Raw genomic sequence first — 22,581 nt, forward strand, 5'->3', positions numbered from 1 at the left:
GACCCCACGAGGGCTCCGACCCCACGGGCAGCTCGACCCTACGAGGCCTTGCCGGCCCTGCCGATCCGGCGGACGAGGGTCCAGCCGAGCCCGAAGGCGGCGACGGCCACCAGAAGGTACTCGGCGAGCGGCCCGAACCGGGTGGCGGGGGTCTGGCTCGACCGCAGCGGGATCGCCTCGACCAGGGCGTCGGCGGTGAACATCTCGGTCCGGCTGACGACCGTGCCGTCGGGGCGGATGACGGCGCTGACCCCGCTGGTCACCGGGACCAGCACGGTGCGGCTGTGCTCGACGGCCCTGACCCGGTCCATGGCGAGCTGCTGGTAGGTCATCTCGGTGCGGCCGAAGGTCGCGTTGTTGCTGGGTACCGCGAGGACCTGGGCGCCCGCCTGGACGGTGGAGCGGACGGCGTCGTCGAAGGCGGCCTCGTAGCAGGTGACCATGCCGACCCCGCTGCCCGCCATGTCGAAGACGCCGGGCTCCTTGCCGGGGCCGAAGTCGCGCCGTACCCGGTCGACGTCGGAGCTGAAGAGCCGGACGAAGGACCGCATCGGGATGCGCTCGCCGAAGGGCTGGATCTTGCGCTTGTCGTAGGTGTCGACGGGGCCCTTGACCGGGTCCCACAGGATCATCGTGTTGCGCAGCGGCCCCGTCTCGGGGACCAGTACGGAGCCGATCGCCACGGGAACCCCGATGGTCCTGACGGCGTTGTCGATCACCGTGTAGGCATCGGGCTCGGCGAAGGGGTCGATGTCGGAGGAGTTCTCCGGCCAGACGACGAAGTCCGGTTTCGCCACCTTGCCGAGTTTGACGTCCTCGGCGAGCTGGAGCGTGCGGTTGGCGTGGTTGTCCAGGACCTGGCGGCGCTGGGAGTTGAAGTCCAGACCGGTCTGCGGGACGTTGCCCTGGATGACGGCGGCCGTGACGGTGCCGTCCTCGGCCGCGACCGACACCAGCGGCCGGGCGGCGAGTGCCCCGGCGAGCGGGGCGGCCACGGCGGTGGCGGCGAGCAGCGCGGCGGTGGCCCGGCGGGTGTCCGCGCCGACGCGCACGACCTCGTAGAGCCCGAATCCGCACAGGGCCACGGCGAAGGAGAGCAGCGGGGTGCCGCCGAGCGCGGCGAGCGGCAGGAAGATCCCGTCGGGCTGGCCGAAGGCGAGCTTGCCCCAGGAGAAGCCGCCGAAGGGGGCGCGGGCGCGCAGCGCCTCGCCGGCGATCCAGACGGCGGCGCCCCACAGCGGCCAGCCGGGAAGCCGGCTGACGAGGGAGATCCCCAGGGCCGTGAGTCCGATCAGGACCGATTCGAGGGTGACGAGGGCCAGCCACGGGACCGGGCCGACGCCCTCGCCCGTCCAGACGAGGAGGGGCAGCAGGAAGGCGAGTCCGTGCAGGAGGCCCAGACCGAAGCCGGCCCGCGCGCGGCGCCCGTACAGGCAGAAGCCGAGCAGGGCGAGGGCGAAGGGGGCCAGCCACCACAGGGGGCGGGGCGGGAAGCTGAGATAGAGGAGCAAGCCGGAGGCGACGGCGAGCACGGGGCGCTTCAGCCGCCCGGCCCACCGGCGGAGGCCGGAACCGGCCGAAGGCCCCGCCCCGGGTCCGGCTCCGGCGGCCGCTCCGGCCGCCGCTCCCGGTTCCGCTTCGGGTCCCGATCCGGGTTCCGCTTGCGCATCCACATCCGGTCCCGCCTCGGTCGGGTCGGCGGGCTTCGGGGGCTCGTTCCCCGCCGGGCGGGTCGCACTGCTGCTCATCTGGCGGAGTGTACGTCCCCGGGCTGTGCCGGTGGACTGTGCTGCTGGGCTGTGCCGTCGCACGGCTCAGTGGGCGAGGGCGCGCAGATGGGTGCGGATGACGCGGACCGCGTTCTCGGCGTCGTCCACCGTGACGGTGAAGAGCTTGCCGTCCCCGAGCCGCAGTTCCAGGCCCTCACCGCGCCGCACGATGACGGCGGTCCCCTTCTCGGGGCGCCAGCGGTAGCCCCAGCCGCCCCACTGCTGGGGGGTGATCCGGGGCAGGAACTCGGCGGACGTCACCTCGGCCAGCCGGATCTTCCGGCGGGGCACGCCGATGTGCCCGCAGCGTACCTCCATCGCCTCCGCGTCCACGGTGACGGCCACGTGGACGAAGGCCAGGGTGCCGAAGAGGATGAGCAGGCCCACGGCGAGGCAGCCGATCACCGCCATGAGGAGCGCGACGATGCCCACGTCCCAGGCGTAGTCGACGGCGAGCTCGACGCCGAGCGCCAGGCAGGCCGCACCGGCCCCCGCGAGCAGCCACTGCACGCGGTTGGATGCCCGGCCCGTCCAGAGCGGACCCGGGGGGTGAACCGTCATGTGTAGCAGCGTACTCACGTTCCGCACGCACGCCACCGGCTCTCCGGCCCCGTTTCACATCGAGGTCGCCGGACCCCCGCCGCCCGGCAGGAGACCGACCAGCGCGTCGCGCAGGGCCGGACGGCGGAGGGTCACGAAGCGGTGCAGGGTCCGGGAGCCGAAGGCCACCCGCTGGGCGCTGCGGCGGCGCTCGCCCTCGTACGCGCGCAGGGCGGCGGGCAGGCCGGCGGTTCCACGGGCGGTCACGGCCCTGGTCAGGGCCTCGGCGTCGAGGATCGCGGTGCAGGCGCCCTGGCCGAGGTTCGGGGTCATGGCGTGGGCCGCGTCGCCCACCAGCGCGACGGGGCAGGCGGGGTCGCCCGCGCCGCCCGGTCCGCGTGCGCCGCCCGGTCCGTACCCGTCCGTGCGGGTGAAGGCGGGGAGCGCCGGGTGCAGGTGGCGGACCGGGTAGCGGATCCAGGTCCGCGGATCGGTGTCGGCCAGGACCCGCGGGATCGGGTCGTGCCAGCCGGCGAAGGCCGCCCGCACGTCCTCGGCGGTGGCGGCCCCGGGAAGGGCGGCGTACCAGTTGGTGCGGCCGGGCTCGACCGGGGTCATCCCGAAGAAACGGCCGTCGCCCCAGGTCTCGCCGTGGACACCGGTCTCGAAGTCGGCGATGCCGATCCAGGCGTCGGTGCCGAGCTCGCGCGGGCCGCTCCCCCTGCCGAAGCGGGCGGCGCGGACGGCGCTGTTGATGCCGTCCGCGCCGACGAGGAGGTCGGCGCCCCACGCGTCCCCGGCCTCGTAGGCCTGCCCGTACGCGATGCGCGTGCCGCCGAGCCGGTCGAGGGCCGCGAGCAGCGCGTCGATCAGGTAGGGACGGGAGATGAGGAGTTCCGGCCTCCCCGCCTTCCGCTCGATCCGCTCCAGCGGCAGGGCGGCCAGCACCCGTCCGTCGGGGCGCCGTATCCGCGCATCGCGGTACGGGACCGCGCGCTCCCGCAGCGCCTCGCCGAGACCTCGGCCGAGCCGGTCGAGGGCGGCCTGGGCGGTGGGGTGGACGGCGAAGGCGGTCCCGTACCGCTCCGGCGCGGCCCGCCGCTCCAGGACGGTCACCTCCCACCCGGCGCGGCGCAGCCCGATGGCGGTGGCGAGACCGCCGACCCCGGCCCCGACGACTACCGCTGTCCCCGCCGTACCTGCTGCACCCGCGCCCATGACGCACCTCCCGCTCGGCCACCCACAACAGCCACCAACCACCACAGCCGTGGTACTACAGTTGTGGTACCACGGCTGTGGTTAAGCTGGCAACGTGAACTACGGGAACCAGGACCGGAGAGACCGGCTGCGCGACGCGGCCGTCGCGGTGCTCGCGGACGCGGGCGGCCGCGGGCTGACGCACCGGGCCGTCGACGCGGCGGCCGACGTACCGCTCGGCACGGCCAAGAACTACTTCCCGACCCGCGACGCGCTCCTGCGGGCGGTCGCCGAGCGCTGCGTGGAGCAGTACCGGGCGCTCGCCGCCCTTCTCGCGGGTTCCGGTCCGGGCCCGGCGGACCGGGCCGGGCTCGCCGCACTGCTCGCCGGGCTGCTGCGCGACGTGTCCGGACCGGGCCGGCCGCGCATGGTGGCGTACCTGGAGCTCCAGTCCGAGGCGACCCGGCGGCCCTGGCTGGCCGCACTCCTGGATCCGATCGCCGCGTCGGACTTCGCCGCGTACGGGCAGCTGCTGCGAACAGCCGGAATGCCGTCCGGTCCGGAGCAGGCCCGCGCCCTCACCCTCGCGCTGCACGGAGCCGTCCTCCACCTCCTGACCGGCGCCCCGGGCACACTGGCCGCGGCCGGGCTCGACGACCTGGACGCCTTCGCCCGCGCCGCGCTGGCCTCCGTATGCCCCGAAGGCCGCGAGGGCTGCGAAGGCCGCGACCCGAAGGAAGGTGAGGCATGACCACCCGACTCGACCGTGCCGTGGGAGCCGTGCTCGGCTCGGCTGCCGGTGACGCTCTCGGCGCGCCCTACGAGTTCGGCCCCGCCGGGCAGTTGAGTGCCCGCGGCGAGGAGATGCGCGGGGGCGGCGGCTGGGATCCGGGCGAGGCGACCGACGACACGCAGATGGCGGTCCTGGTCGGCGAATCCCTGCTGGAGCGCGGCGCGCTCGACCTGCCGGACGTCTTCGACCGGTTCCGCCGCTGGGCGGCCGGGGACCCGAAGGACATCGGGCTCCAGACGGAGGACGTGCTGACGAACGGCGAGGCCTGGGACCTGGCCGCGGCTCTGCACTTTCAGATCAACGTCCGGGCCGCCGGCAACGGTTCCCTGATGCGGGCCTCCACCTCGGCGGTGTACTTCGCGCCGGCCGGGCGGGAGGCCACGATGGACGCGGCCCGGCGGATCGCGGCGCTCACCCACGGGGACCGGGCCGCCTGGGAGGGTACGGCGATCCTGCACGAGCTCGTCCGGGTGGCCCTGGACGGAGCCGATCCACTGGCCGCGCTTCCCGCGACCCTGGAGGCCGTGCATCCGGACCACCGCGAGCGGTACGCCCGGGTCCTCGCCCCGGACTGGCACCCGGAGCTCGCCACCGAGTTCAACGGGGCGGTCTGGCCGTGCCTGGGCTCGGCGGTGTGGGCGCTGCGCACCACGAGCGGCTTCGCGGATGCCGTACGGGCCGCCGTGGACCTGGGCGGCGACACCGACACGGTGGCCGCGGTCACCGGCATCCTGGCCGGGGCCCGCTACGGCCGAGGGGCGATCCCGGACTCCTGGACGACCCCGCTGCACGTCCCCCTGCCGGGCTTCGGAGACCGCACCCTGGACGCGGCCGGCCTGCGCGACCTGGCCGGACGCCTCGCGGAGGCGGGCGGCGCAGCCGTAGCCGAGCAGGGCTAGGCCGTCTCCTTCGGATCTTGCCGGGCCCGGGGCTCAGCCCGGGACACTCAGCCCGGGCTCAGCCCCCGACGGCCGCGTTCTGACCGGCCAGGAGGCGGCCTTCGACATAGGTGAGGGCGGCTCCCGGAAGGGCGCCCGGACGGCCGCTGAGCAGGACGGTCAGGCTGCCGGTGCGCGGCAGGCCCGGTTCGGGCCGGGCTCCGAGGCGGCGCAGCGCCTGCACGGCTACGGGCTCGGCGGAGCCGTGGTAGACGAGACGGGCGCCACCGGTGCGCGCCGCGAGGGCGGCTCGGATGGGGGCTTCGACCAGCTCGTAGTGCGTGCAGCCGAGCACCACGTCGGTGACGTCGGCCGGGGTGAGCGCGGCGGCTGCGGCCACGGCCCGTACGACGGCGGCCTCGTCGGCGGCCTCGACGGCGTCGGCCAGTCCGGGGCAGGGCACCTCGGTGACCCGGGCCCCCTCGGCGAAGTCCCGGATGAGACCGCGCTGGTAGGGGCTGCCGGTGGTGGCGGGGGTGGCCCAGATGGCCACTCGCCCTCCGGAGAGCGCGGCGGGCTTGATCGCCGGCACGGTCCCGATGACCGGGATCGCGGGCTCCAGCTCCGCGCGCAGCGCCGGCAGCGCGTGGACGGAGGCGGTGTTGCAGGCCACGATCAGCGCGTCCGGCCGGTGCGCGGCGGCGGCGCGGGCGACGTCGAGCGCCCGCCCGGTGAGGTCCTGCGGGGTCCGCGGACCCCAGGGCATTCCGTCGGGGTCGCACGACAGCACCAGCTCGGCGTCCGGCCGCAGCCGCCGCATCGCGGCGGCCGCCGCGAGGAGGCCGATGCCGGAGTCCATGAGGGCGATCTTCACCTGGTCACCTTAATCGATCCCCGCCCGCCCGAGGCCGACGGCACCGCGGCCCTGACGTCGGCGGGCGCAGTCAGATGTGCAGCTCGGGGGGAAACCCGGTCCAGCGCAGTTCGGCGGGCAGATGCCGCATGTCGTTGGAGACGAGGACACAGGCCGGCCGACCGGGCGCGTAGCGGATGACCGTGAGTGCGGCGTTGCCGTGGTTGAGGCCGAGCCAGCGCCACTTCGGCGCGTGCATGGCCTCCCGGACGAGCCAGCCGACCAGGAAGTTGTGGGTGACGACCAGTTCGTGCCGGTCCTCTTCGCCGTCCACCGGCCCGGTGAACATGTCCAGCGCCCGGCGCGCCAGCGCAGGCCCCTGCTCCCGCTCCTCGTCGGGGACATCGGCGAGGAAGCGGAGGAAGAGGTCGGCCGATTCCGCCGGCAGCTCGTCCCTCACCGGCATGTGGGGGACGTAGTCACCGGCAACGTCGCAGACGCTGAGGGGGACGTCCTTCAGGTGCTCGCCGATCAGCCGCGCGGTCTGCTCGGCCCTGGGCAGTGGACCATGGTGCAGGGCCGTGAAGGGGACGTCCCGGAGGCGTTGGCCGAGCAGCGAGGCTTGTCGACGGCCGCCTTCTGTCAGCCCGCTCTCGTCCGGCAATGCCTCGCCGTGCCGGACGAGGTACAGGTATCGGGTGGCCGTGCCGGTCATGACGAACTCCTCCGCACTCACTGACGATCTTGTGCATCCAGGGACGCCGCCGCCTCCGACATCGGTTCCGTCCGCCGTCGAATGCCCCCGACGGCCGGTGTCCCGACCCCCCGCGGCCCGCCCCGCGCGGCACACTGCCGGGATGGGTCCCCTCCTCGTCGCCGCCTGCGTCTCGCTCGCCGTCTGGCTCTGGCTCACCTTCGGCCAGGGCATGTTCTGGCGGACCGACACCCGACTGCCTCCCCGGCACGCACCCGCCCGCTGGCCGTCCGTCGCGATCATCGTCCCGGCCAGGGACGAAGCCGCGGTCCTGCCGCTGAGCCTGCCCTCGCTGCTCGCGCAGGACTACCCCGGCGAGGCCGAGGTCATCCTGGTCGACGACGGGAGTTCGGACGGCACCGCCGCCCTGGCCCGCCGGCTCGCCGACGCGCACCCCGGACTCCCCCTCACCATCCTCTCCCCCGGCGATCCCGACCCCGGCTGGACCGGCAAGCTCTGGGCGCTCCGGCACGGCATCACCCACGCCGTGACACCGACGCCCGCCCCGCCCGCCCCGTCGACCCCCTCCGCGCCGTCGCCCCCCTCCGCGCCGCCACCCGCCTACCTCCTCCTGACGGACGCCGACATCGCCCACGAGCCGGACAGCCTGCGCGAGCTGGTCGCCGCGGCCACGAGCGCCGGTCTCGACCTCGTCTCGCAGATGGCCCGGCTGCGCGCCGTCAGCGCGTGGGAGCGGTTGATCGTCCCCGCCTTCGTGTACTTCTTCGCCCAGCTCTATCCCTTCCGCTGGATCAACCACCCGACCGCCCGCACCGCGGCGGCCGCCGGCGGCTGCGTCCTGCTGCGCACCGAAGCGGCCGTACGGGCCGGGGTGCCCGATTCGATCCGCCAGGCCGTCATCGACGACGTCTCCCTCGCCCGCGCCGTCCAGCGCACCGGCGGGCGGATCTGGCTCGGCCTCGCGGAGCGGGTCGACAGCGTGCGCCCGTACGACTCCCTGGGCGACCTGTGGCGGATGGTCTCGCGCAGCGCGTACGCCCAACTCCGCCACCAGCCCGCGCTGCTGGCCGGCACGGTGGCCGGGCTGGTCCTCGTCTACCTGGTGCCGCCCGCCGCCCTCCTGGCGGGCCTGGCGGCCGGGAGGCCCGCCGTCGCCTGGGCCGGGGGTCTGGCCTGGCTGCTGATGACCGCCACGTACCTGCCGATGCTGCGGTACTACCGGCAGCCGCCCGCCCTCGCGCCGCTGCTTCCGCTCACCGCGCTGCTCTACCTCCTGATGACCGTCGACTCGGCGGTGCAGCACTACCGCGGACGCGGGGCGTCATGGAAAGGCCGTACCTATGCCCGCCCGGGCGACGTCTGAAACCGGTCGTCCCCACCCGAAACCATGTCATCCGAGGTCACCGCGTTGTGACGCTCTGTCAGCGCGGAGCCGGTGCGCGGCCGGCGGGCCTCCGGCTCCATATCGGTGCACCACCCAACCGGCGAGTACGAGTAGGAGCAAGACGGGGCGGAAGTGGCGAATCGTGCACGTGAACGTGAAGTGAAAGCTGTGGCCCTGACCTGCGAATATGCAGGTCAGGGCGGTGTTCGGGGCACCTCGCTATGGACCCGGTGAAGTCGTGGGCTTAACTTAGGTCCATGACCTCCCCCCGCTCCACTTATGGCGGCGGTTACTACTCCGCGCCCTCCTTCCCGGACACCCCCATCTACGACTCCCTCGTCGCCGAACGCGGCACCCCGCAGATCGCTCCGATCCGCGTTCCGGCCGCCTACGACTCCCCGAGTTCGGGCTATTCGAGCGGTGGATACCTCCCGGCCCTCCCGTCCGCGCTGCCCGCCCTGCCGGCCGCGCTCCCGCCGGCCCTGCCGCAGCAGCACCAGCACGTCCCGTCGTACGGGTACCAGTACCAGCAGCAGGCCCCGCAGCAGCCGGCGTACCAGCAGATGCAGCAGCAGATGCCGCTCCAGCAGGCGCCCGCCTCGTACATCCCGCCGCAGCCGTTCGCGGCCCGCACGGGGTACGTCCCGCAGCCCCAGCCTCAGCAGCCCCGCCCGGTCGCCACGAGCACCGGCTACGAGGCCATGCGCCCGGCGGCGCCGCGTCCGATGCAGGCGCAGCCCGCACCGGTCCCGGCCGCCTCGTACGAGGACCCGTACGGCCGTCCGTACCAGCCGCAGGGGCGGGGTTACTGACCCACAGAGCACCGAGGTCGTGGCGGAGGTCCCGAGGGCGGCTGGCAGTATGCCCTCATGTCGAACATGTATGTCCAGGCGCTCCACGTCCATCCCGTCAAGTCGGTAGCGGGGACAGCTCCCAACGAGGTGGCCGTGGAGCCCTGGGGTCTGTCCGGTGACCGCCGGTGGGCGGTGGTGGACGGCGAGGGCGCGGTCATCACCCAACGCCAGCAGCCGAGGCTGGCCCTGGCGAGCGCCCGTCCGCTGGGGGGCGGCGGGATCGCTCTGTCGGCGCCGGGCATGGCGGACCTGACGGTGGAGGTACCGGAGCCGGGGCCGCGGGAACCGGTGGTGCTGTTCGGAAAGAAGATCGAGACCGTGGCCGCGGCGCGTGCGGCGGCCGACTGGTTCGGTGCGTACCTCGGGGTACCTGCGCACCTGGTGCACATGGACGACCCGGCCGTACGGCGGCCCGTGGATCCGGATTACGCGCTGCCCGGCGAGACCGTGAGCCTGGCCGACGCCTACCCGCTGCTGATCACCACCCTCGCCTCGCTGGACGCCCTCAACTCGCTGATAGCGCAGGGGGACCACCCGGGCGAGGGGCCACTCCCGATGAACCGTTTCCGCCCCAATGTGGTCGTTTCCGGGGCGCAGGCGTGGGCCGAGGACGACTGGCGGCGCATCGCGATCGGCGACGCCGTCTTCCGAGGGGTGCGCGAATGCGGGCGCTGCATCGTCACGACCACCGACCAGGTCACGGCGGAGCGGGGCAAGGAGCCCCTGAAGACCCTGGCCAAGCACCGCCGGATCGGCAAGTCGCTGGCCTTCGGACGACAGCTGGTGCCGGTGCGGCTGGGCACGGTCCGCGTCGGCGACGAGGTCCGCGTCATGGAGTGAACCGCGGGGCGGACGACGGATCGACCCGCGGGACCGCGGGGCGAACGGCCCGACGAACGGCAGCACGCGCGGCGGCACGACCGGCCGACCGCGCGGCGGAATGACACGTTCGGGGGGCTCTTCGAATTCCTTGGAACCAACCGCCGCGACCTGCCCGTTGGAACATTCGAGACGTACGGGGAAGCTGCGAGAAAGGTGCGAGGAGAGCCGAGCGGTGCAGGGGTGCGGGGTGCGGGTTCTGCTTCGTCCATCGACATGTACCGGATCGGGTGACACAAGTCTCGCGAGTCCCGGAATGCGCACGATCGGGGCATGCGGGAGGCTGGATCGGCAGGCAGACGGAGACTGGCAGAAGTTGGGGGAGCCGGACCGTGCGGACAGCATTGGGTGTGTGGCGTTGGCGGCGCAATCCGTTGCGGCGGCAGACTGATCTCTTCGAGGCGTGGGTGGCGTTCGCCGCGCTGGTGTGTGTTCTGGTGGTGGCTCCGGCCATCGGCTGGGCCGCCGGCCTGCGGGTGGACGGCACCCTGCAGCGGGCCGCGCGCGAACAGCGGCAGGAGCGGTACCTCATTCCCGCGGTGGTGGTCCGGCCGACCCCGGATGCCCTCGCGGGCGCGGCCACCGATCCGGCGGCGCAGCGGCAGACCCCGCAGCGCACGCAGATCGTCGCTTCGTGGACCGCTCCCGACGGCAGCAGCCACCAGGGGACGGTGCCGGCCGCGGAGGAACCGCCGCACCCCGGCGACCGGTTCCGGATATGGACCGATACGCACGGCCGGCTGGTCGGGCAGCCCCTGGACCCGTCCTCCGCGACCTTCCACGCGGGGGTCGCGGGCCTGGCGGCGGCCCTCGGGATCGCCGGACTGGTGGAGACGGTCCGCCGCCTGGTCGTACGTAGGCTCATGCATAGGCGGTACATACGGCTGGACCGCGCGTGGGCAGCGGCGGGACCCGACTGGGGTCGGGCGGGCGCGGGCAGCTGACCTGGCAACTCACCGGCCCCGCGCGCGCTACGGTGGGGCGGCCGGAACCGTCGCCACGGTCTCGACCGTCTCTTCGGCAGCGCGGGAAAACGAACACGCGCAACGGAACACGCGAACACGAGGGCGGGGGCACGACAGCACCATGGCTCAGGGCACGGTCCAGGTGACGCACGGCGGGTCTTCTCGGTGGCGGCGCCGCTCCGGTGAATATCCGACGCTGACCGCCGCGCTCGCCGTGGCGGGTGACGGGGACGTCCTGTCCATCGCGCCCGGCACCTACCGCGAGAACCTGGTGCTCGACCACGCCGTGACCCTGCGCGGGCCGGAAGGTGCCGTGGGCTCGGTGCGAATCGCTCCGCTCGACGGGGTCGCGCTGACCATCCGCGCCTCGGCCGTGGTCCAGGACCTGTACCTGGAGGGCCAGGACCGGGCGGCTCCCGCGCTGCTCGTCGAGGACGGCTCCCCCGAGCTGACCGACCTGCGGGTGAGCACCCGGTCCGCGGCCGGCATCGAGGTCCGCGGCAGCGGGGCCCGGCCGCTGGTCCGCCGCTGCACGGTGGAGAATCCGGCCGGGGTCGGGATCTCCGTACTGGACGGCGGCGGCGGAGTGTTCGAGGAGTGCGAGGTCGTGGCCGCCGGGCAGGCCGGGGTCTCGGTGCGCGGCGGCGGCCGCCCCCGGCTGGAGCGCTGCCGGATCCACCACGCCACGGGCGCGGGCATCGGAGTGACCGGCGAGGGCTCGGGCCTGGAGGCGCTGGGCTGCGAGGTCTACGAGATCAAGGGCGCCGGCGTGCAGATCGCGGCGCGGGCCGGCGCGGTGCTCACCGACTGCTCGGTCCACCGCACCTCCGCCGACGGGGTCACCCTCGACACGGATGCCGTGCTCACCCTCGCGGGGTGCGACATCCACGACATCCCTGAGAACGCGGTGGACCTGCGCTCCCGTTCGGTGCTCACGCTCAGCCGCACCACCGTGCGCCGCTTCGGCCGCAACGGCCTGTCCGTGTGGGACCCGGGCACCCGCGTGATCGCCGAATCCTGCGAGATCCACGACAGCACGGGCGACTACCCCGCCGTCTGGATCAGCGACGGCGCCAGCGCCTCACTGGACTCCTGCCGGATCCACGACGTGCCGGACGCGCTGTTCGTCCTGGACCGGGGTTCGCGCGCCGATGTCGTGGACAGCGACCTCTCCCAGGTGCGCAACACCGCGGTCTCGGTGAGCGACGGGGCGACGGCCCAGCTCGACGACTGCCGGATCAGGGAAGCGGCGACCGGGGCCTGGTTCCGCGACCACGGCAGTGGCGGCACCCTCGCCAACTGCACCATCGACTCCGTACAGACCGGCGTGATCGTCACCAAGGGTGCCGACCCGGCACTGGAGCGGTGCACGGTCACCTCCCCCGCCGAAGCCGGGTTCTACGTGTCGGCGGGCGGCCGCGGCACCTTCACGGCCTGCCGGGTCACGGGCAGTTCCGGCTTCGGGTTCCACGTCATCGACGGCTGCCGCACCACCTTGAGCCGCTGCCACACCGAGCGCTCGGCGCGCGGGGGTTACGAGTTCGCGGAGGACGGCCCGGTCGCCGAGGACTGCACGAGCGACGAGTCGGGGCCGCGGCTCGCCGCGCACTCGGCCTCGGGGGCGGCCGCGGCCGGGGAGCGCGCGGGGATCCGTACGGTCTCGGCCGCGCAGAGCCCCGTAGCGCAGGGGTCCGCGACGCAGCGGGTGCCGGCCCCCCGGCCGGCCGACGAGCCGGACCCGGCCGCCGACGGCCCGGCCGCGGCCGGGCGGGGCTCCGGCGAGGTGCTGGGGCAGCTCGACGCGCTGGTGGGGCTGGACAGCGTCAAACGCGAGGTCCGCGCACTCACCGACATGATCGAGGTGGGCCGGCGCCGCCAGCAGGCGGGCCTCAAGGCGGCCTCCGTCCGACGCCACTTGGTCTTCACCGGCTCCCCGGGCACCGGCAAGACCACCGTGGCCCGGCTGTACGGGGAGATCCTGGCCTCCCTCGGTGTGCTGGAGCGCGGCCACCTGGTGGAGGTCTCCCGGGTGGACCTCGTCGGCGAGCACATCGGGTCCACGGCGATCCGCACCCAGGAGGCCTTCGACCGGGCGCGCGGCGGGGTGCTGTTCATCGACGAGGCGTACGCGCTGGCGCCCGAGGACTCGGGACGCGACTTCGGGCGCGAGGCGATCGACACCCTGGTGAAGCTGATGGAGGACCACCGGGACGCGGTCGTGGTGATCGTCGCCGGATACACGGCGGAGATGGACCGCTTCCTGACCGTCAACCCGGGCGTCGCCTCGCGGTTCTCCCGGACCATCACCTTCGGGGACTACGGGCCGGAGGAACTGCTGCGGATCGTGGAGCAGCAGACCGAGGAGCACGAGTACCGGCTCGGGGAGAAGACCTCCGAGGCGCTGCTCGCGTACTTCACCGATCTGCCCAAGGGCCCGGCCTTCGGCAACGGCCGCACCGCCCGCCAGACCTTCGAGTCGATGGTCGAGCGGCACGCGGGGCGGGTGGCGCAGCTGTCGGAGCCGAGTACGGACGATCTCACCCTGCTGTTCCCGGCGGACCTGCCGGAGTTGCCGGCCGTGCCGGCGCCTGTGGTCTGATCGCCCGCCGCTGGTCTGATCGCCCGCCGCTCACAAGTCCCGGCGCATGCACACCCGGGGCCAGCGGTCGAGGCCGTGTTCGGCCTCCCGGTCGCGGATCTCGCGCAGACCGGGCCCGAGGCCGCTCTCGCCGAGGGTGCGGAATCCGCAGCGGAGGTAGTAAGGGGCGTTCCACGGGACGTCGGTGAAGGTGGTGAGCGTCAGCGCGGGGACGGATTCGGCGGCGGCCCGGCACGCGAGGTGCTCCAGCAGGGCGCGTCCGATGCGGCGGCGGGCGCTGTCCGGGTGCACCGACACCTGCTCGACGTGGAGGTTCCCGTCCACCCGGTCGGCGAGGAGATAGCCGACCGGTGTGCCCGTGCCCGCCCCGTCGGCCGCGACCCAGGCCAGCCCGGCCCGCCGGTAGCCGAGGAGTTCATCGAGCGGGAGCGGTTCGTCGTCGGCGATCTCCGGCATACCGATGGCCCGGAAACATTCGCCGGAAGCCCTCTCGATGTCCTGGAGGAGGGGCAGTTCGTCGATGTGCGCTGCTCTGATAAGCATGCACGGCATTGTCCAGGTTGTCGCCGGGTCCGGGAAACGGGTATGCCACCCCGCGGCGGACATCTGACGGCCCGCCAGTTAAGGTGGCTGCCGCACCAGCCCGCCACATGCCCGACCTGCCGACCTGCCGACCCATCTACCGACCTGTCTGCCGACCGACCCTGGGAGTACCGCCATGGCACGCCGACTCCGCCCGGTAGGGCTGGATTTCCTCGAGGACGCCCCGGTCCGCCTGTCCTTCGCCACCCGGAGCACGGCCGGACCCGAAGCCGTGTACCGGGCCCTGGCCGAGGAGGTCGAGGGCTGGCCGAGCTGGTTCAGGGCGGTCACCCTGGCCCGGCCCACGCAGGGCGGCGCGGGGCGCGAGATCAAGCTGATGGGCGGGGTCCGGTTCCAGGAGACGATCATGGCCTCGGATCCCGAGCAGCGCTACGCGTACCGGGTCGACGAGACCAACGTCCCCGGCGTACGGGCCCTGCTGGAGGACTGGCGCCTCACCCCCGCCGGCACCGGCACGCACGTCCGCTGGACCTTCAGCGCGGACGGCCCGGCCGCCTTCCGCTTCGCCCTGGCCGCCGCCCGTCCGGGCCTCGGGCACTCCTTCCGCACGGCGGTGCGCACCCTGGACCGGCAGCTGGCGGACCGACGCGGGGCGGATCAGTAGGGGGCCGGAAGTCGGATCAGACGCCGCCCGAACCGTGACCCGCGGTCAGGTCGACCGCCCGGTGCACCTCCGCCAGGTCTCCGTAGCCGCCGGCCGTCCAGACCCGCGTACGGAACTCCTGAAGGCTCAGGGCCGGCCCGTCTGCGAAGTGGGCTGTGGAGCAGCGGGCGCAGTACCAGCCCTGCGTCCAGAGCCGCTCGGCTTCGGGGCGGCCCGGTTCGGTCCGGGCCCGGTAGGCCCTCAGAGCTTGGGCGCCGGCGGCGAAGAGCAGGACGGCGGCGAGCAGGGCGATCCCCGATATCCAGCCGAGGTAGAAGTGGTCGGCCTCCTGCGCGGGAGGGGTCAGCGCGTTCCACCCGGGGGACGGGTACGACGGTCGGGAACCCTCCGCGCTCGCGCTGAACCAGTGCCCCGACAGCGCGCCGCCCAAGAACGTGCCGATCGACACGAAGCTCAGCAAGTACCCCAGGACGGCCCGGCCCGACACGCGTGGCGCGGGCGGCACGGGTGCCAGCGCCCGCGCCAGCCGCGAGACCACCTCCCGGGTGGTCGTCCGGCGCTCGGTGCCGGACCCCGTCCCCTCACTGACGTGGCTGTGCCCGTCCATGAACACCGCCTGGACCGCCCGCACTTCGTCGCCGCGGCCGCAGGAGGGGCACACGGGGAGCGATCCGCTGCCCGCACCCTCACCCTCACCCGCACCCGCACCCGTCCGCGCGTCCCGCTCCGGCCTGTTGTACTCGATGCCCGCCATGGTTCCCCCCGAGGTTGCGCACTCCGTCTTGATCGAAGTCCGCACAGCGTAGGCAGCCCGCGTCGCCGTGCCTACGGGGTTGTCGCCACGGCCCTGTCACGGATCAGATCGCGGGATGCCGCGCGGCAAGGTCTCCGTAGCCGCCGGCCGACCAGACGCGGACCCGGAACTCCTGCAGGCTCATCGCCCGTTCGCCGGAGAAGTGGGCCGTGCCGCACCGGCCGCAGTACCAGGCTTCGGACCAGACCCGGTCGGCGGCCGTCCGGCCCGGTTCGGTCCGGCGCCGCCAGGCCCGCAGGGACCGGCGGGACAGGGCCAGGAGGAGGACGCCGATCACCAGCGCGGCGCCGGATATCCACCCCAGGTAGGCCCCGGAGGTGACGGGGAGGGAAGATCCGTCGGGTCCGGTCCCGGGGAGGAACCGCACGGCCGACTCGGTGTCGAACCACTTGCCCACGATCCCGCCCCAGACGAAGGTTCCGACCGACACCAGGAGGAGCGTCGCCCCCCAACACCCCATGTTGGTGTCCGGTTCGGTCGGGGTGACGGAGAGGGCCTTGCTCAGCGCGGAGTTCTCCGCGCGGGTCGTGGTCTTCGCGTCCTCGCCGCTGCCGGTCTCCTCCTTGAGCTCGGCCTTGGCCCGCAGGTACGCGGCGGCCACGCCGAGCACCTGGTCCTCCCGGCCGCACCGGGGGCATGCCAACGGTCCACCCCCGCCCGCGCCTTCACGGCCACCGGCGCCGCTGCCGCTGCCTGCGCCGCCGATCCCCGCGCCGTCCACGATCTCCGCCATGGCTCCCCCGCCCCTCGCCGCGCCCAAAGTCCGCACAGCGTAGCCACTTTGGATCAACCCGTGCCAGGGCCGCGACCGTCAGGCGGCGGGCTCGCTCCACACGCCGGTGGCCAGCAGGGTGTCGATCGTCTGCCGGTACGGGGCGATGTCGAGGCCCTGGGCCGCCAGCCACTCGTCGGAGTAGTACTTGTCGAGGTAGCGCTCGCCCCCGTCGCAGAACAGGGTGACGACGCTGCCCGTGCGGCCCTCCGCCACCATCTCCGAGATGATCTTCAGCGCGCTCCACACGCCGGTGCCCGTGGAACCGCCCGCCTTGCGGCCGATCGCAGCCTCCAGCGCACGGCAGGCCGCGACGCTCGCCGCGTCCGGGACCCTCATCATCCGGTCGATGGCACCGGGCACGAAGCTCGGCTCCATGCGGGGCCGGCCGATGCCCTCGATGCGCGATCCGCAGTCGCTGCTCGCGTGCGGGTCGTTGTTCGTCCAGCCGTCGAAGAAACAGGAGTTCTCCGGGTCCGGGACGCAGATGCGGGTGTCGTGCTGCATGTAGTGCACATAGCGCGCGATGGTCGCGGAGGTGCCGCCGGTGCCGGCCGTGGCCACGATCCACGCGGGTTCGGGGAACCGCTCCAGGCGCAGCTGCTGGTAAATCGATTCTGCAATGTTGTTGTTGCCGCGCCAGTCCGTCGCCCGCTCCGCGTACGTGAATTGGTCCATGTAGTGCCCGCCGGTCCGCGCCGCGAGCTGCGCCGACTCCTCGTACATCTTCATCGAGTCGTCGACGAAGTGGCATTCGCCGCCGTGGAACTCGATGAGCCGGCACTTCTCGGGGCTCGTCGTGCGCGGCATCACCGCGATGAACGGGACGCCGATCAGCTTGGCGAAGTAGGCCTCCGAGACGGCCGTGGAACCGGACGAGGCCTCGATGACGGGGCGGCCGGGGCGGATCCAGCCGTTGCAGAGGGCGTAGAGGAACAGGGAGCGGGCCAGACGGTGCTTGAGCGAGCCCGTCGGGTGGGTGGACTCGTCCTTGAGGTAGAGGTCGATGCCCCAGGCCTCGGGGAGCGGGAAGCGCAGCAGGTGGGTGTCGGCGGAGCGGTTGGCGTCCGCCTGGACCTTGCGGACGGCTTCCTTCAGCCAGGCGCGGTAGTCCGCGTCGCTGCGGTCGACGTCGATGGTCGTGGCAGTCGTACCGGTGGTGCTCATGCGCCGTGCTCCTTCGTATGTCCCGTTGTCCCGAGTGCTCGGCGGGCCCGCGTCTCTCGCGCCTCGCATGCCGCTTGCGCCTCGTGCGCCTCTCGGCTCCCGCTCTCGCAATGTACCCCCCTCACCTGCACAAACAGTCACTTTGGGTATCCATGCGAATTGCTTTCGGTGGCGTTCGGTTGCACACCGGCCCACCGTGGGTGACCCTGGGGAGGTGTCACCGAGGGTGCAGCACCCGTAACACTGATGTCGGGGAGTCGCAGCCGTGATCAGTCATTCCCGCAGGCACTGCGTAGTCGAACTGCAGGCCCTGCCCTTGCGGATCGGACAGATCCGCCGAATCGTTTCAGCGCAACTGCGCCACTGGCAGCTCGATCCGCTCATAGACCGGGCTGCGCTCGGCGTGACGGAGCTGCTCAGCAACGTCCACCGCCACGCGCAGCCGGACAAGACCTGCACGGTCGAGATCGAGCTCCGCCTCGGCCGCCTGACCGTCTCGGTCTACGACAGCGATCCGCGCCTGCCGGTCCTGCGGACGACGGCCGGGACCGGGGTCTGGACCGGGATCGAGTCCGGAGCCGGGGCCGGGTCCGAGTTCCATTCGGCGGAGAGCTGGGAGGCCGACGCCCTGGAGACCTCCGGACGCGGTCTCGCGCTGGTGGCGGCCGTCAGCGAAGCGTGGGGGGCCCGGCACCGGGCCGACACCCCGGGCAAGCTGGTGTGGTTCTCCCTGCGCGCCGCACCCGATCCGGTGGCCCTGGCGCCCCATCCGGCGCACCTGGCCGAGAAGCCGGTACGAGGCCTTGCCCCGGCCCCGTCCGCCGCCGTTGCCCCCGAGCCCGTCTCCGCAGCCCTGTCGGTGGCAGCCTCGGTCGGCGCCCGGCCCGGCTAGGGCCCCGGCTGGGGTCCGCCGGAGCCGCCGCCAGGAGGTCAGGCCGCGGCCCCCAGGGTGCCGAGCGGGTCGTCCAGCACCGGCTGCCACGCCAGCTCGGCGGCTCCGACCAGGCTGTTGTGGTCGAGCGTGCAGGGCAGGATCGGCACGCCTCCGCTGCGCCCCCACAGGCTGCGGTCCGCGACCACCGCGCGCAGCCGCTCGGGGTCGGCGTGGAGCAGCTCGCGGTGGAGCCCGCCGAGGATGATCCGGTCCGGGTTCAGGATGTTCACCAGCCCGGCGAGGCCGAGGCCGAGCCGGTCGATGAGCTCCTCGGTGGCCGCCCGCACCCCGGGCTCCGCGTACTCCTCGCGCAGCAGGTCACGGGCCTGCTGGAGCAGCGACACCTCGGGGCCGGGGATGCGCCCGGCGGCGGTGAGGAAGGCCAGCGGGTCGGCCTCCACGTCGAGACAGCCACGGCTGCCGCAGTGGCAGGGCCGCCCCTCCGGATTCACGGTGAGGTGGCCGACTTCCAGGGCCAGGCCCGAACTCCCGCTGTGCAGGCGGCCGTCCAGCACGAGCGCTCCGCCGACCCCGCGGTGCCCGGTGGCCACGCACAGCAGGTGCTGCGCGCTGCGCCCGGCGCCGTGCCGGTGCTCGGCGAGCGCGGCGAGGTTGACGTCGTTGCCGGTCAGCGCCGGGCCGTCGATGCCGGCGGCCTTGACGCACTCGGCGAAGATGGCCCGTACGGGAGAGCCGGCCGGCCAGGCCAGGTGCAGCGGGTTCAGCGCCGTGCCCTCCGGCTCCGCGACCGCCGAAGGCACCGCGAGACCGGCGCCCACGCAGCGCCGTCCGGTCTCCTCGAGCAGCGCGGCGCCCGCTTCGACGACCGCGCGGAGCACCTGCGCCGGGTCGGCCGAGACCGGCACCCGGCCGGGTGCGGTGGCCACGATCCGGCCGCCGAGGCCGACCAGGGCGGCCCGGAACCCGTCCGAGTGCACCTGCGCGGCGAGCGCCACCGGGCCGTTCTCGTCCACGGAGAGCCGGTGCGAGGGACGGCCCTGGGCGCCGCCGGCCCCGCCGGGGCGGGAGTCGACCCGGATCAGGCCGAGCGCCTCCAACTCGGCGGCCACGGCTCCGGCGGTGGCGCGGGTGACGCCGAGCTCCGCCGTCAGGACCGCGCGGGTCGGGGCCCGGCCGGTGTGGACGAGCTCCAGCGCCGGTCCGAGCGCGCCGCGGCCCCGCTCCAGCTTGGTCCGCGCGGAGCTGGTGGGCGCGGAGCCGGTGGGCACGGACGTCGTGGTGGGCGCGGCCGGTGTCCCGGACTCGATGGGCCCGGCCGACACGGCGGCCCCTTCGATCCCGTCGGTCCTCTCGGTCCCGGCGGACACCGTGGTCACATCCCCCACCCGCGGCGGGGCCCCGTTGCCGTTCATGACAGCGATCCTCGCACGACCGGAGCGCCGCGAACGCCGACCACTCAGCCGAGGCCGCCGACGCGGAGTGTGATGTTCAGCCGCCCGGTCAGCCCGAGTCCGGGCGGGGCGGTCCCGGCCAGGACCTTCGGCACCCCGTGATAGGCCCGTCGGACCGGTCCGCCGAAGACGAACAGATCCCCGCTGCGCAGCTCAACGTCCTGATACGGACGCCCGCGCGAGGCCGTGTTGCCGAAGCGGAAGAGGCATGAATCACCCAGGCTGAGCGAGACCACCGGTGCCGGGGAGCGCTCCTCGGCGTCGCGGTGCATGCCCATGCGGGAGTCGCCCCCGTAGAAGTTGACCAGGGCGATGTCGTACTCGGCCGCCCCGGGCCCGGCGTCGAGGCTGCGCGTGTCATTCAGGCTCCGCGTGTCCCCGTAGGCGACGGCCACCGCCTCCCGCCCCAGCCGCGCGAGCCAGTCGGGCATCGGCTTGACCGGGGCCCCGTCCCCGTCCACGGCGGTGGGGGCGTACCCGTACGGATACCAGTGCAGCCCCAGGCACACCTGCCGGGCGGTCATCGTCCCGCCGCCCGGGGTGCGTACGGTGCGCAGTCCGGCGGGCGGCCGGGCCCAGACGCGGCAGGCGTCCAGCAACTCCCGTTGCCGGGAGGGGTCCAGCCAGTCGGGCACGTGCACGGCGCCCGGAACGATCTCGGTGCGCTCGCGCGGGAAGAGCTCGTGCGGGAAGGGTTCGCCATCCATGTCGTCCATTGTGCGTCCCGGCTGGCAAACTCCCGATATGGAGATCATCGAGTACGTGAAGACCCTGGCCCGCGAGGGTGAGCTGATGGCTTCCGCCGCCGAACGGGCGGGGACGGACGCCCCGGTGCCCACCTGTCCCGACTGGGCGGTCGCCGATCTGCTGCGGCACACCGGCTCGGTGCACCGCTGGGCCGCCGGGTACGTCCGGGAGGGTCTGGTGGAGCCGGCGCCGTTCCCCGAGGCGCCGGAACTGGCGGGCGCGGAGCTGCTGGCCTGGTTCCGCGAGGGCCACTCCGCGCTGGTGCACACGCTGAGCGAGGCCCCGGCCGACGTGGAGTGCTGGACCTTCCTGCCGACGGCGCCGCCCTCGCCGCTGGCGTTCTGGGCGCGCCGCCAGGCCCATGAGACGACTGTCCACCGGCTGGACGCGGAGGCGGCGCTGGGCGCCGGGTTCGGGCCGGTGGAGCCGCTGTTCGCGGCCGACGGGGTGGACGAGCTGCTGACCGGCTTCCACGCGCGGCCCAAGAGCCGGGTGCGGACGGCTGAGCCGCGGGTGCTGCGGGTGCGGACGTCGGACACGGGCGCGGAGTGGGACGTACACCTGTCGCAGGACCCGGCCCGCACGGTGCGGGGCGGGGCCGCGGACGGGACCGAGGACGGGACCGGCGCCGGGGCGGCCGACTGCACCCTGACCGGCGAGGCCGCCTGGCTGTACGCGGCACTGTGGAACCGGCTGCCGCTGACCGGGCCGGGTGTGACGGGTGATGCGGAGCTGGCGCGGCTCTGGGTGGACCGGGCCGGGATCTGACGCACCGCCGGCGGGGCGCCCTTGTGGCGGTGCGCCGGGCGCTGTGACACTGCGGGCATGGGGCGACGCAGCCAGGCGGACCGGGACGCGATCACCATCGAGATCGCGTACGCGTTCATCAGCGGCTCCTTCGCGGCCGCCCTCACCTTCGCGGCGGTCTACGGACCCGCCCTGGCCTTCGACCTCTCCCCCACCGCCGCGCGGATCCTGGCGGCGGTGGGCGGCACCCTGGCCGGAGCGGTGTTCCTCCTCAGGGTCACGCGCCTCCTGTGGCGGTTCTCCCGGCGCCCGGAGAACGACGGGCGCTAGGTCGTCCCTTTCGGATCTTGCCGGTTTGGTCCGCGCCGTCCGGTGCGCTCAGCCGAGGGAGGAGGCGTAGGCGGTCTGGGAGCGGTACTTCCAACTGGGCTGCGCGTTCCACGGGTTCGGCATCTGCGCGTTGGTGGCGTACGCGTAGCCCGCGCCCCGTTCGAAGGCCGTGCGGAGCGTGGCGCGCATCGCGGTGGCGTCCGGGACGTCGTGGACGAGGTGCCAGAACGCCGTTCCGCTCGGGTCGAGTTCGGCGCCCGCCCGGTAGCCGGTGAGGTCGTTGAACACGTTGCCGCCGAGCCAGCCGCCGCCCGCGTAGGCCGCGTACGTGTCCTCGTACGTGACGAAGATGTCGGCGGTGCGGTGACCCGGCTCCAGGTAGCAGTCGGCGATGGCGGTGCCGGGGTTGTTGACGACCAGGTCGGGGGCGTTGGGGGCGATGGCCTCGATGGTGTCCTGGACGTACCGGCGCAGCTCCGCGTAGTGGTCGCGGACGGCGTTGGCGGGGCCGCAGCCGCGGCTGACGACGTCGAAGAAGATGCCGTCCACGTGGAGGCGTCCGTCGGAGGTCTTCAGGTAGTTGTCGACGGAGGCCTCGACGGCGGCGAGGTCCCGGTTGCCGTGGTCGGTGTGGACGTAGCCGAGCACCTTGGTCTTCTCGCCCGTGGAGGTTGTCCCGGAGCGCAGGGCGTCCGCGCGGGCCTGCCAGGGGGCGTCGAACGGGGAGTCGCCGTTGCCCGGGTTGAGGACGACGACGGAGGCGGCCGGGCCGGTGGCGGTGAGGTCGACCAGCATCGGGTCGTCGGCCCAGACGTACGCCGGGACGGCTATCTCCAGACCCCGGACGCCGGGTATCCGGGGGGTCGGTGTCACCGCGGGGGCCACGGCGGGAGCGGGGCCCGCGGCGGATGCGGACGCCGGGCCCGAGGTCGCCGAGGCGGTGACAGCGGGCGCCGGCGCGGCCAGTAACAGGGTGGCGACGACGGCGTACAAGGCCTTCGCGGCGCGGGTCATGACTGCTCCTC

The 22,581-nt window shown here is 73.7% G+C and carries 23 protein-coding genes; 11 read left to right on the top strand and 12 right to left on the bottom strand.

All coding sequences use genetic code 11. From position 1 onward, the window contains the following. Positions 1-38: 38 nt before the first annotated feature. The 3 genes from lnt to OHU74_RS03950 all read right to left on the bottom strand — a co-directional run bounded on the left by lnt (position 39) and on the right by OHU74_RS03950 (position 3,527). Positions 39-1,748 (bottom strand): apolipoprotein N-acyltransferase, encoded by a 1,710-nt coding sequence (gene lnt / locus OHU74_RS03940; RefSeq protein ID WP_371614589.1) that lies wholly within the window; start codon positions 1,746-1,748, stop codon positions 39-41. 66 nt (positions 1,749-1,814) lie between these two features. Next, positions 1,815-2,330, bottom strand: a complete 516-nt coding sequence (locus OHU74_RS03945) for a hypothetical protein (RefSeq protein ID WP_371614590.1) — start codon at positions 2,328-2,330, stop codon at positions 1,815-1,817. A gap of 54 nt (positions 2,331-2,384) precedes the next feature. Continuing rightward, a complete protein-coding gene (locus tag OHU74_RS03950) occupies positions 2,385-3,527 on the bottom strand; it encodes an FAD-dependent oxidoreductase (RefSeq protein ID WP_371614591.1) in 1,143 nt (380 codons plus the stop codon). A 94-nt stretch (positions 3,528-3,621) separates the two neighbouring features. Here OHU74_RS03950 and OHU74_RS03955 point away from each other — a divergent pair, with 94 nt between their 5' ends. Continuing rightward, complete coding sequence (locus OHU74_RS03955; protein WP_371614592.1) at positions 3,622-4,257, top strand: TetR/AcrR family transcriptional regulator; 636 nt, start codon at positions 3,622-3,624, stop codon at positions 4,255-4,257. After that, on the top strand, positions 4,254-5,198 hold the full coding sequence (locus OHU74_RS03960; protein WP_371614593.1) for an ADP-ribosylglycohydrolase family protein: 945 nt from the start codon (positions 4,254-4,256) through the stop codon (positions 5,196-5,198). Before OHU74_RS03955 ends, OHU74_RS03960 begins: the two co-directional genes overlap by 4 nt. A 58-nt stretch (positions 5,199-5,256) precedes the next feature. Here the strand turns inward: OHU74_RS03960 and OHU74_RS03965 are convergent, their stop codons facing one another. Continuing rightward, positions 5,257-6,051, bottom strand: coding sequence for a glutamate racemase (locus tag OHU74_RS03965; RefSeq protein ID WP_371614594.1), 795 nt, complete (start codon positions 6,049-6,051; stop codon positions 5,257-5,259). A 70-nt stretch (positions 6,052-6,121) separates the two neighbouring features. Further along, entirely contained in the window at positions 6,122-6,745 is a 624-nt protein-coding gene (locus OHU74_RS03970; protein ID WP_371614595.1) for a histidine phosphatase family protein, read from the bottom strand. 142 nt (positions 6,746-6,887) lie between these two features. On the opposite strand from OHU74_RS03970, the gene OHU74_RS03975 reads away from it, so the two are divergent. The 5 genes from OHU74_RS03975 (at position 6,888) to OHU74_RS03995 (ending at position 13,426) form a co-directional block, all read left to right on the top strand. After that, the gene (locus OHU74_RS03975) at positions 6,888-8,108 is read left to right on the top strand and encodes a glycosyltransferase (protein ID WP_371614596.1); all 1,221 of its coding nucleotides are present in this window, start codon (positions 6,888-6,890) and stop codon (positions 8,106-8,108) included. A gap of 278 nt (positions 8,109-8,386) precedes the next feature. Then, positions 8,387-8,941 (top strand): DUF6643 family protein, encoded by a 555-nt coding sequence (locus tag OHU74_RS03980; RefSeq protein WP_371614597.1) that lies wholly within the window; start codon positions 8,387-8,389, stop codon positions 8,939-8,941. A gap of 57 nt (positions 8,942-8,998) precedes the next feature. Further along, the gene (locus OHU74_RS03985; RefSeq protein WP_371614598.1) at positions 8,999-9,823 is read left to right on the top strand and encodes an MOSC domain-containing protein; all 825 of its coding nucleotides are present in this window, start codon (positions 8,999-9,001) and stop codon (positions 9,821-9,823) included. A 371-nt stretch (positions 9,824-10,194) separates the two neighbouring features. Then, the gene (locus OHU74_RS03990) at positions 10,195-10,806 is read left to right on the top strand and encodes a hypothetical protein (protein WP_371614599.1); all 612 of its coding nucleotides are present in this window, start codon (positions 10,195-10,197) and stop codon (positions 10,804-10,806) included. Positions 10,807-10,948: 142 nt separating this feature from the next. After that, positions 10,949-13,426 carry a right-handed parallel beta-helix repeat-containing protein gene (locus OHU74_RS03995; RefSeq protein WP_371614600.1) on the top strand — a complete coding sequence of 826 codons (2,478 nt, stop codon included), beginning with the start codon at positions 10,949-10,951 and terminating at the stop codon, positions 13,424-13,426. Positions 13,427-13,456: 30 nt separating this feature from the next. Here OHU74_RS03995 and OHU74_RS04000 read toward each other — a convergent pair whose 3' ends face one another. Next, complete coding sequence (locus OHU74_RS04000; RefSeq protein ID WP_371614601.1) at positions 13,457-13,969, bottom strand: GNAT family N-acetyltransferase; 513 nt, start codon at positions 13,967-13,969, stop codon at positions 13,457-13,459. 175 nt (positions 13,970-14,144) lie between these two features. Here OHU74_RS04000 and OHU74_RS04005 point away from each other — a divergent pair, with 175 nt between their 5' ends. Continuing rightward, complete coding sequence (locus OHU74_RS04005) at positions 14,145-14,633, top strand: SRPBCC family protein (protein WP_371614602.1); 489 nt, start codon at positions 14,145-14,147, stop codon at positions 14,631-14,633. A 16-nt stretch (positions 14,634-14,649) separates the two neighbouring features. Here OHU74_RS04005 and OHU74_RS04010 read toward each other — a convergent pair whose 3' ends face one another. The 3 genes from OHU74_RS04010 to OHU74_RS04020 all read right to left on the bottom strand — a co-directional run bounded on the left by OHU74_RS04010 (position 14,650) and on the right by OHU74_RS04020 (position 17,386). Beyond that, positions 14,650-15,387: a hypothetical protein gene (locus tag OHU74_RS04010; protein ID WP_371614603.1), complete on the bottom strand. Its 738-nt coding sequence runs from the start codon at positions 15,385-15,387 to the stop codon at positions 14,650-14,652. A 103-nt stretch (positions 15,388-15,490) separates the two neighbouring features. Then, positions 15,491-16,180, bottom strand: a complete 690-nt coding sequence (locus OHU74_RS04015) for a hypothetical protein (protein WP_371614604.1) — start codon at positions 16,178-16,180, stop codon at positions 15,491-15,493. 78 nt (positions 16,181-16,258) lie between these two features. Beyond that, positions 16,259-17,386: a PLP-dependent cysteine synthase family protein gene (locus OHU74_RS04020; protein WP_371614605.1), complete on the bottom strand. Its 1,128-nt coding sequence runs from the start codon at positions 17,384-17,386 to the stop codon at positions 16,259-16,261. A gap of 265 nt (positions 17,387-17,651) precedes the next feature. On the opposite strand from OHU74_RS04020, the gene OHU74_RS04025 reads away from it, so the two are divergent. Further along, entirely contained in the window at positions 17,652-18,278 is a 627-nt protein-coding gene (locus OHU74_RS04025; RefSeq protein ID WP_371614606.1) for an ATP-binding protein, read from the top strand. 38 nt (positions 18,279-18,316) lie between these two features. Here OHU74_RS04025 and OHU74_RS04030 read toward each other — a convergent pair whose 3' ends face one another. Beyond that, positions 18,317-19,693, bottom strand: coding sequence for an ROK family protein (locus OHU74_RS04030; protein ID WP_371614607.1), 1,377 nt, complete (start codon positions 19,691-19,693; stop codon positions 18,317-18,319). A 44-nt stretch (positions 19,694-19,737) separates the two neighbouring features. After that, positions 19,738-20,439 (bottom strand): alpha-ketoglutarate-dependent dioxygenase AlkB, encoded by a 702-nt coding sequence (locus OHU74_RS04035; protein ID WP_371614608.1) that lies wholly within the window; start codon positions 20,437-20,439, stop codon positions 19,738-19,740. Between the two features lie 37 nt (positions 20,440-20,476). Here OHU74_RS04035 and OHU74_RS04040 point away from each other — a divergent pair, with 37 nt between their 5' ends. Both OHU74_RS04040 and OHU74_RS04045 read left to right on the top strand, forming a co-directional pair. After that, entirely contained in the window at positions 20,477-21,247 is a 771-nt protein-coding gene (locus OHU74_RS04040; RefSeq protein ID WP_371614609.1) for a maleylpyruvate isomerase family mycothiol-dependent enzyme, read from the top strand. 57 nt (positions 21,248-21,304) lie between these two features. After that, positions 21,305-21,556: a DUF6332 family protein gene (locus OHU74_RS04045; protein WP_330295046.1), complete on the top strand. Its 252-nt coding sequence runs from the start codon at positions 21,305-21,307 to the stop codon at positions 21,554-21,556. A 48-nt stretch (positions 21,557-21,604) separates the two neighbouring features. Here the strand turns inward: OHU74_RS04045 and OHU74_RS04050 are convergent, their stop codons facing one another. After that, positions 21,605-22,570 carry a spherulation-specific family 4 protein gene (locus OHU74_RS04050; RefSeq protein WP_371614610.1) on the bottom strand — a complete coding sequence of 322 codons (966 nt, stop codon included), beginning with the start codon at positions 22,568-22,570 and terminating at the stop codon, positions 21,605-21,607. Positions 22,571-22,581 lie beyond the last annotated feature (11 nt).

Source organism: Streptomyces sp. NBC_00454 (assembly GCF_041434015.1).
Lineage (GTDB): Bacteria > Actinomycetota > Actinomycetes > Streptomycetales > Streptomycetaceae > Streptomyces.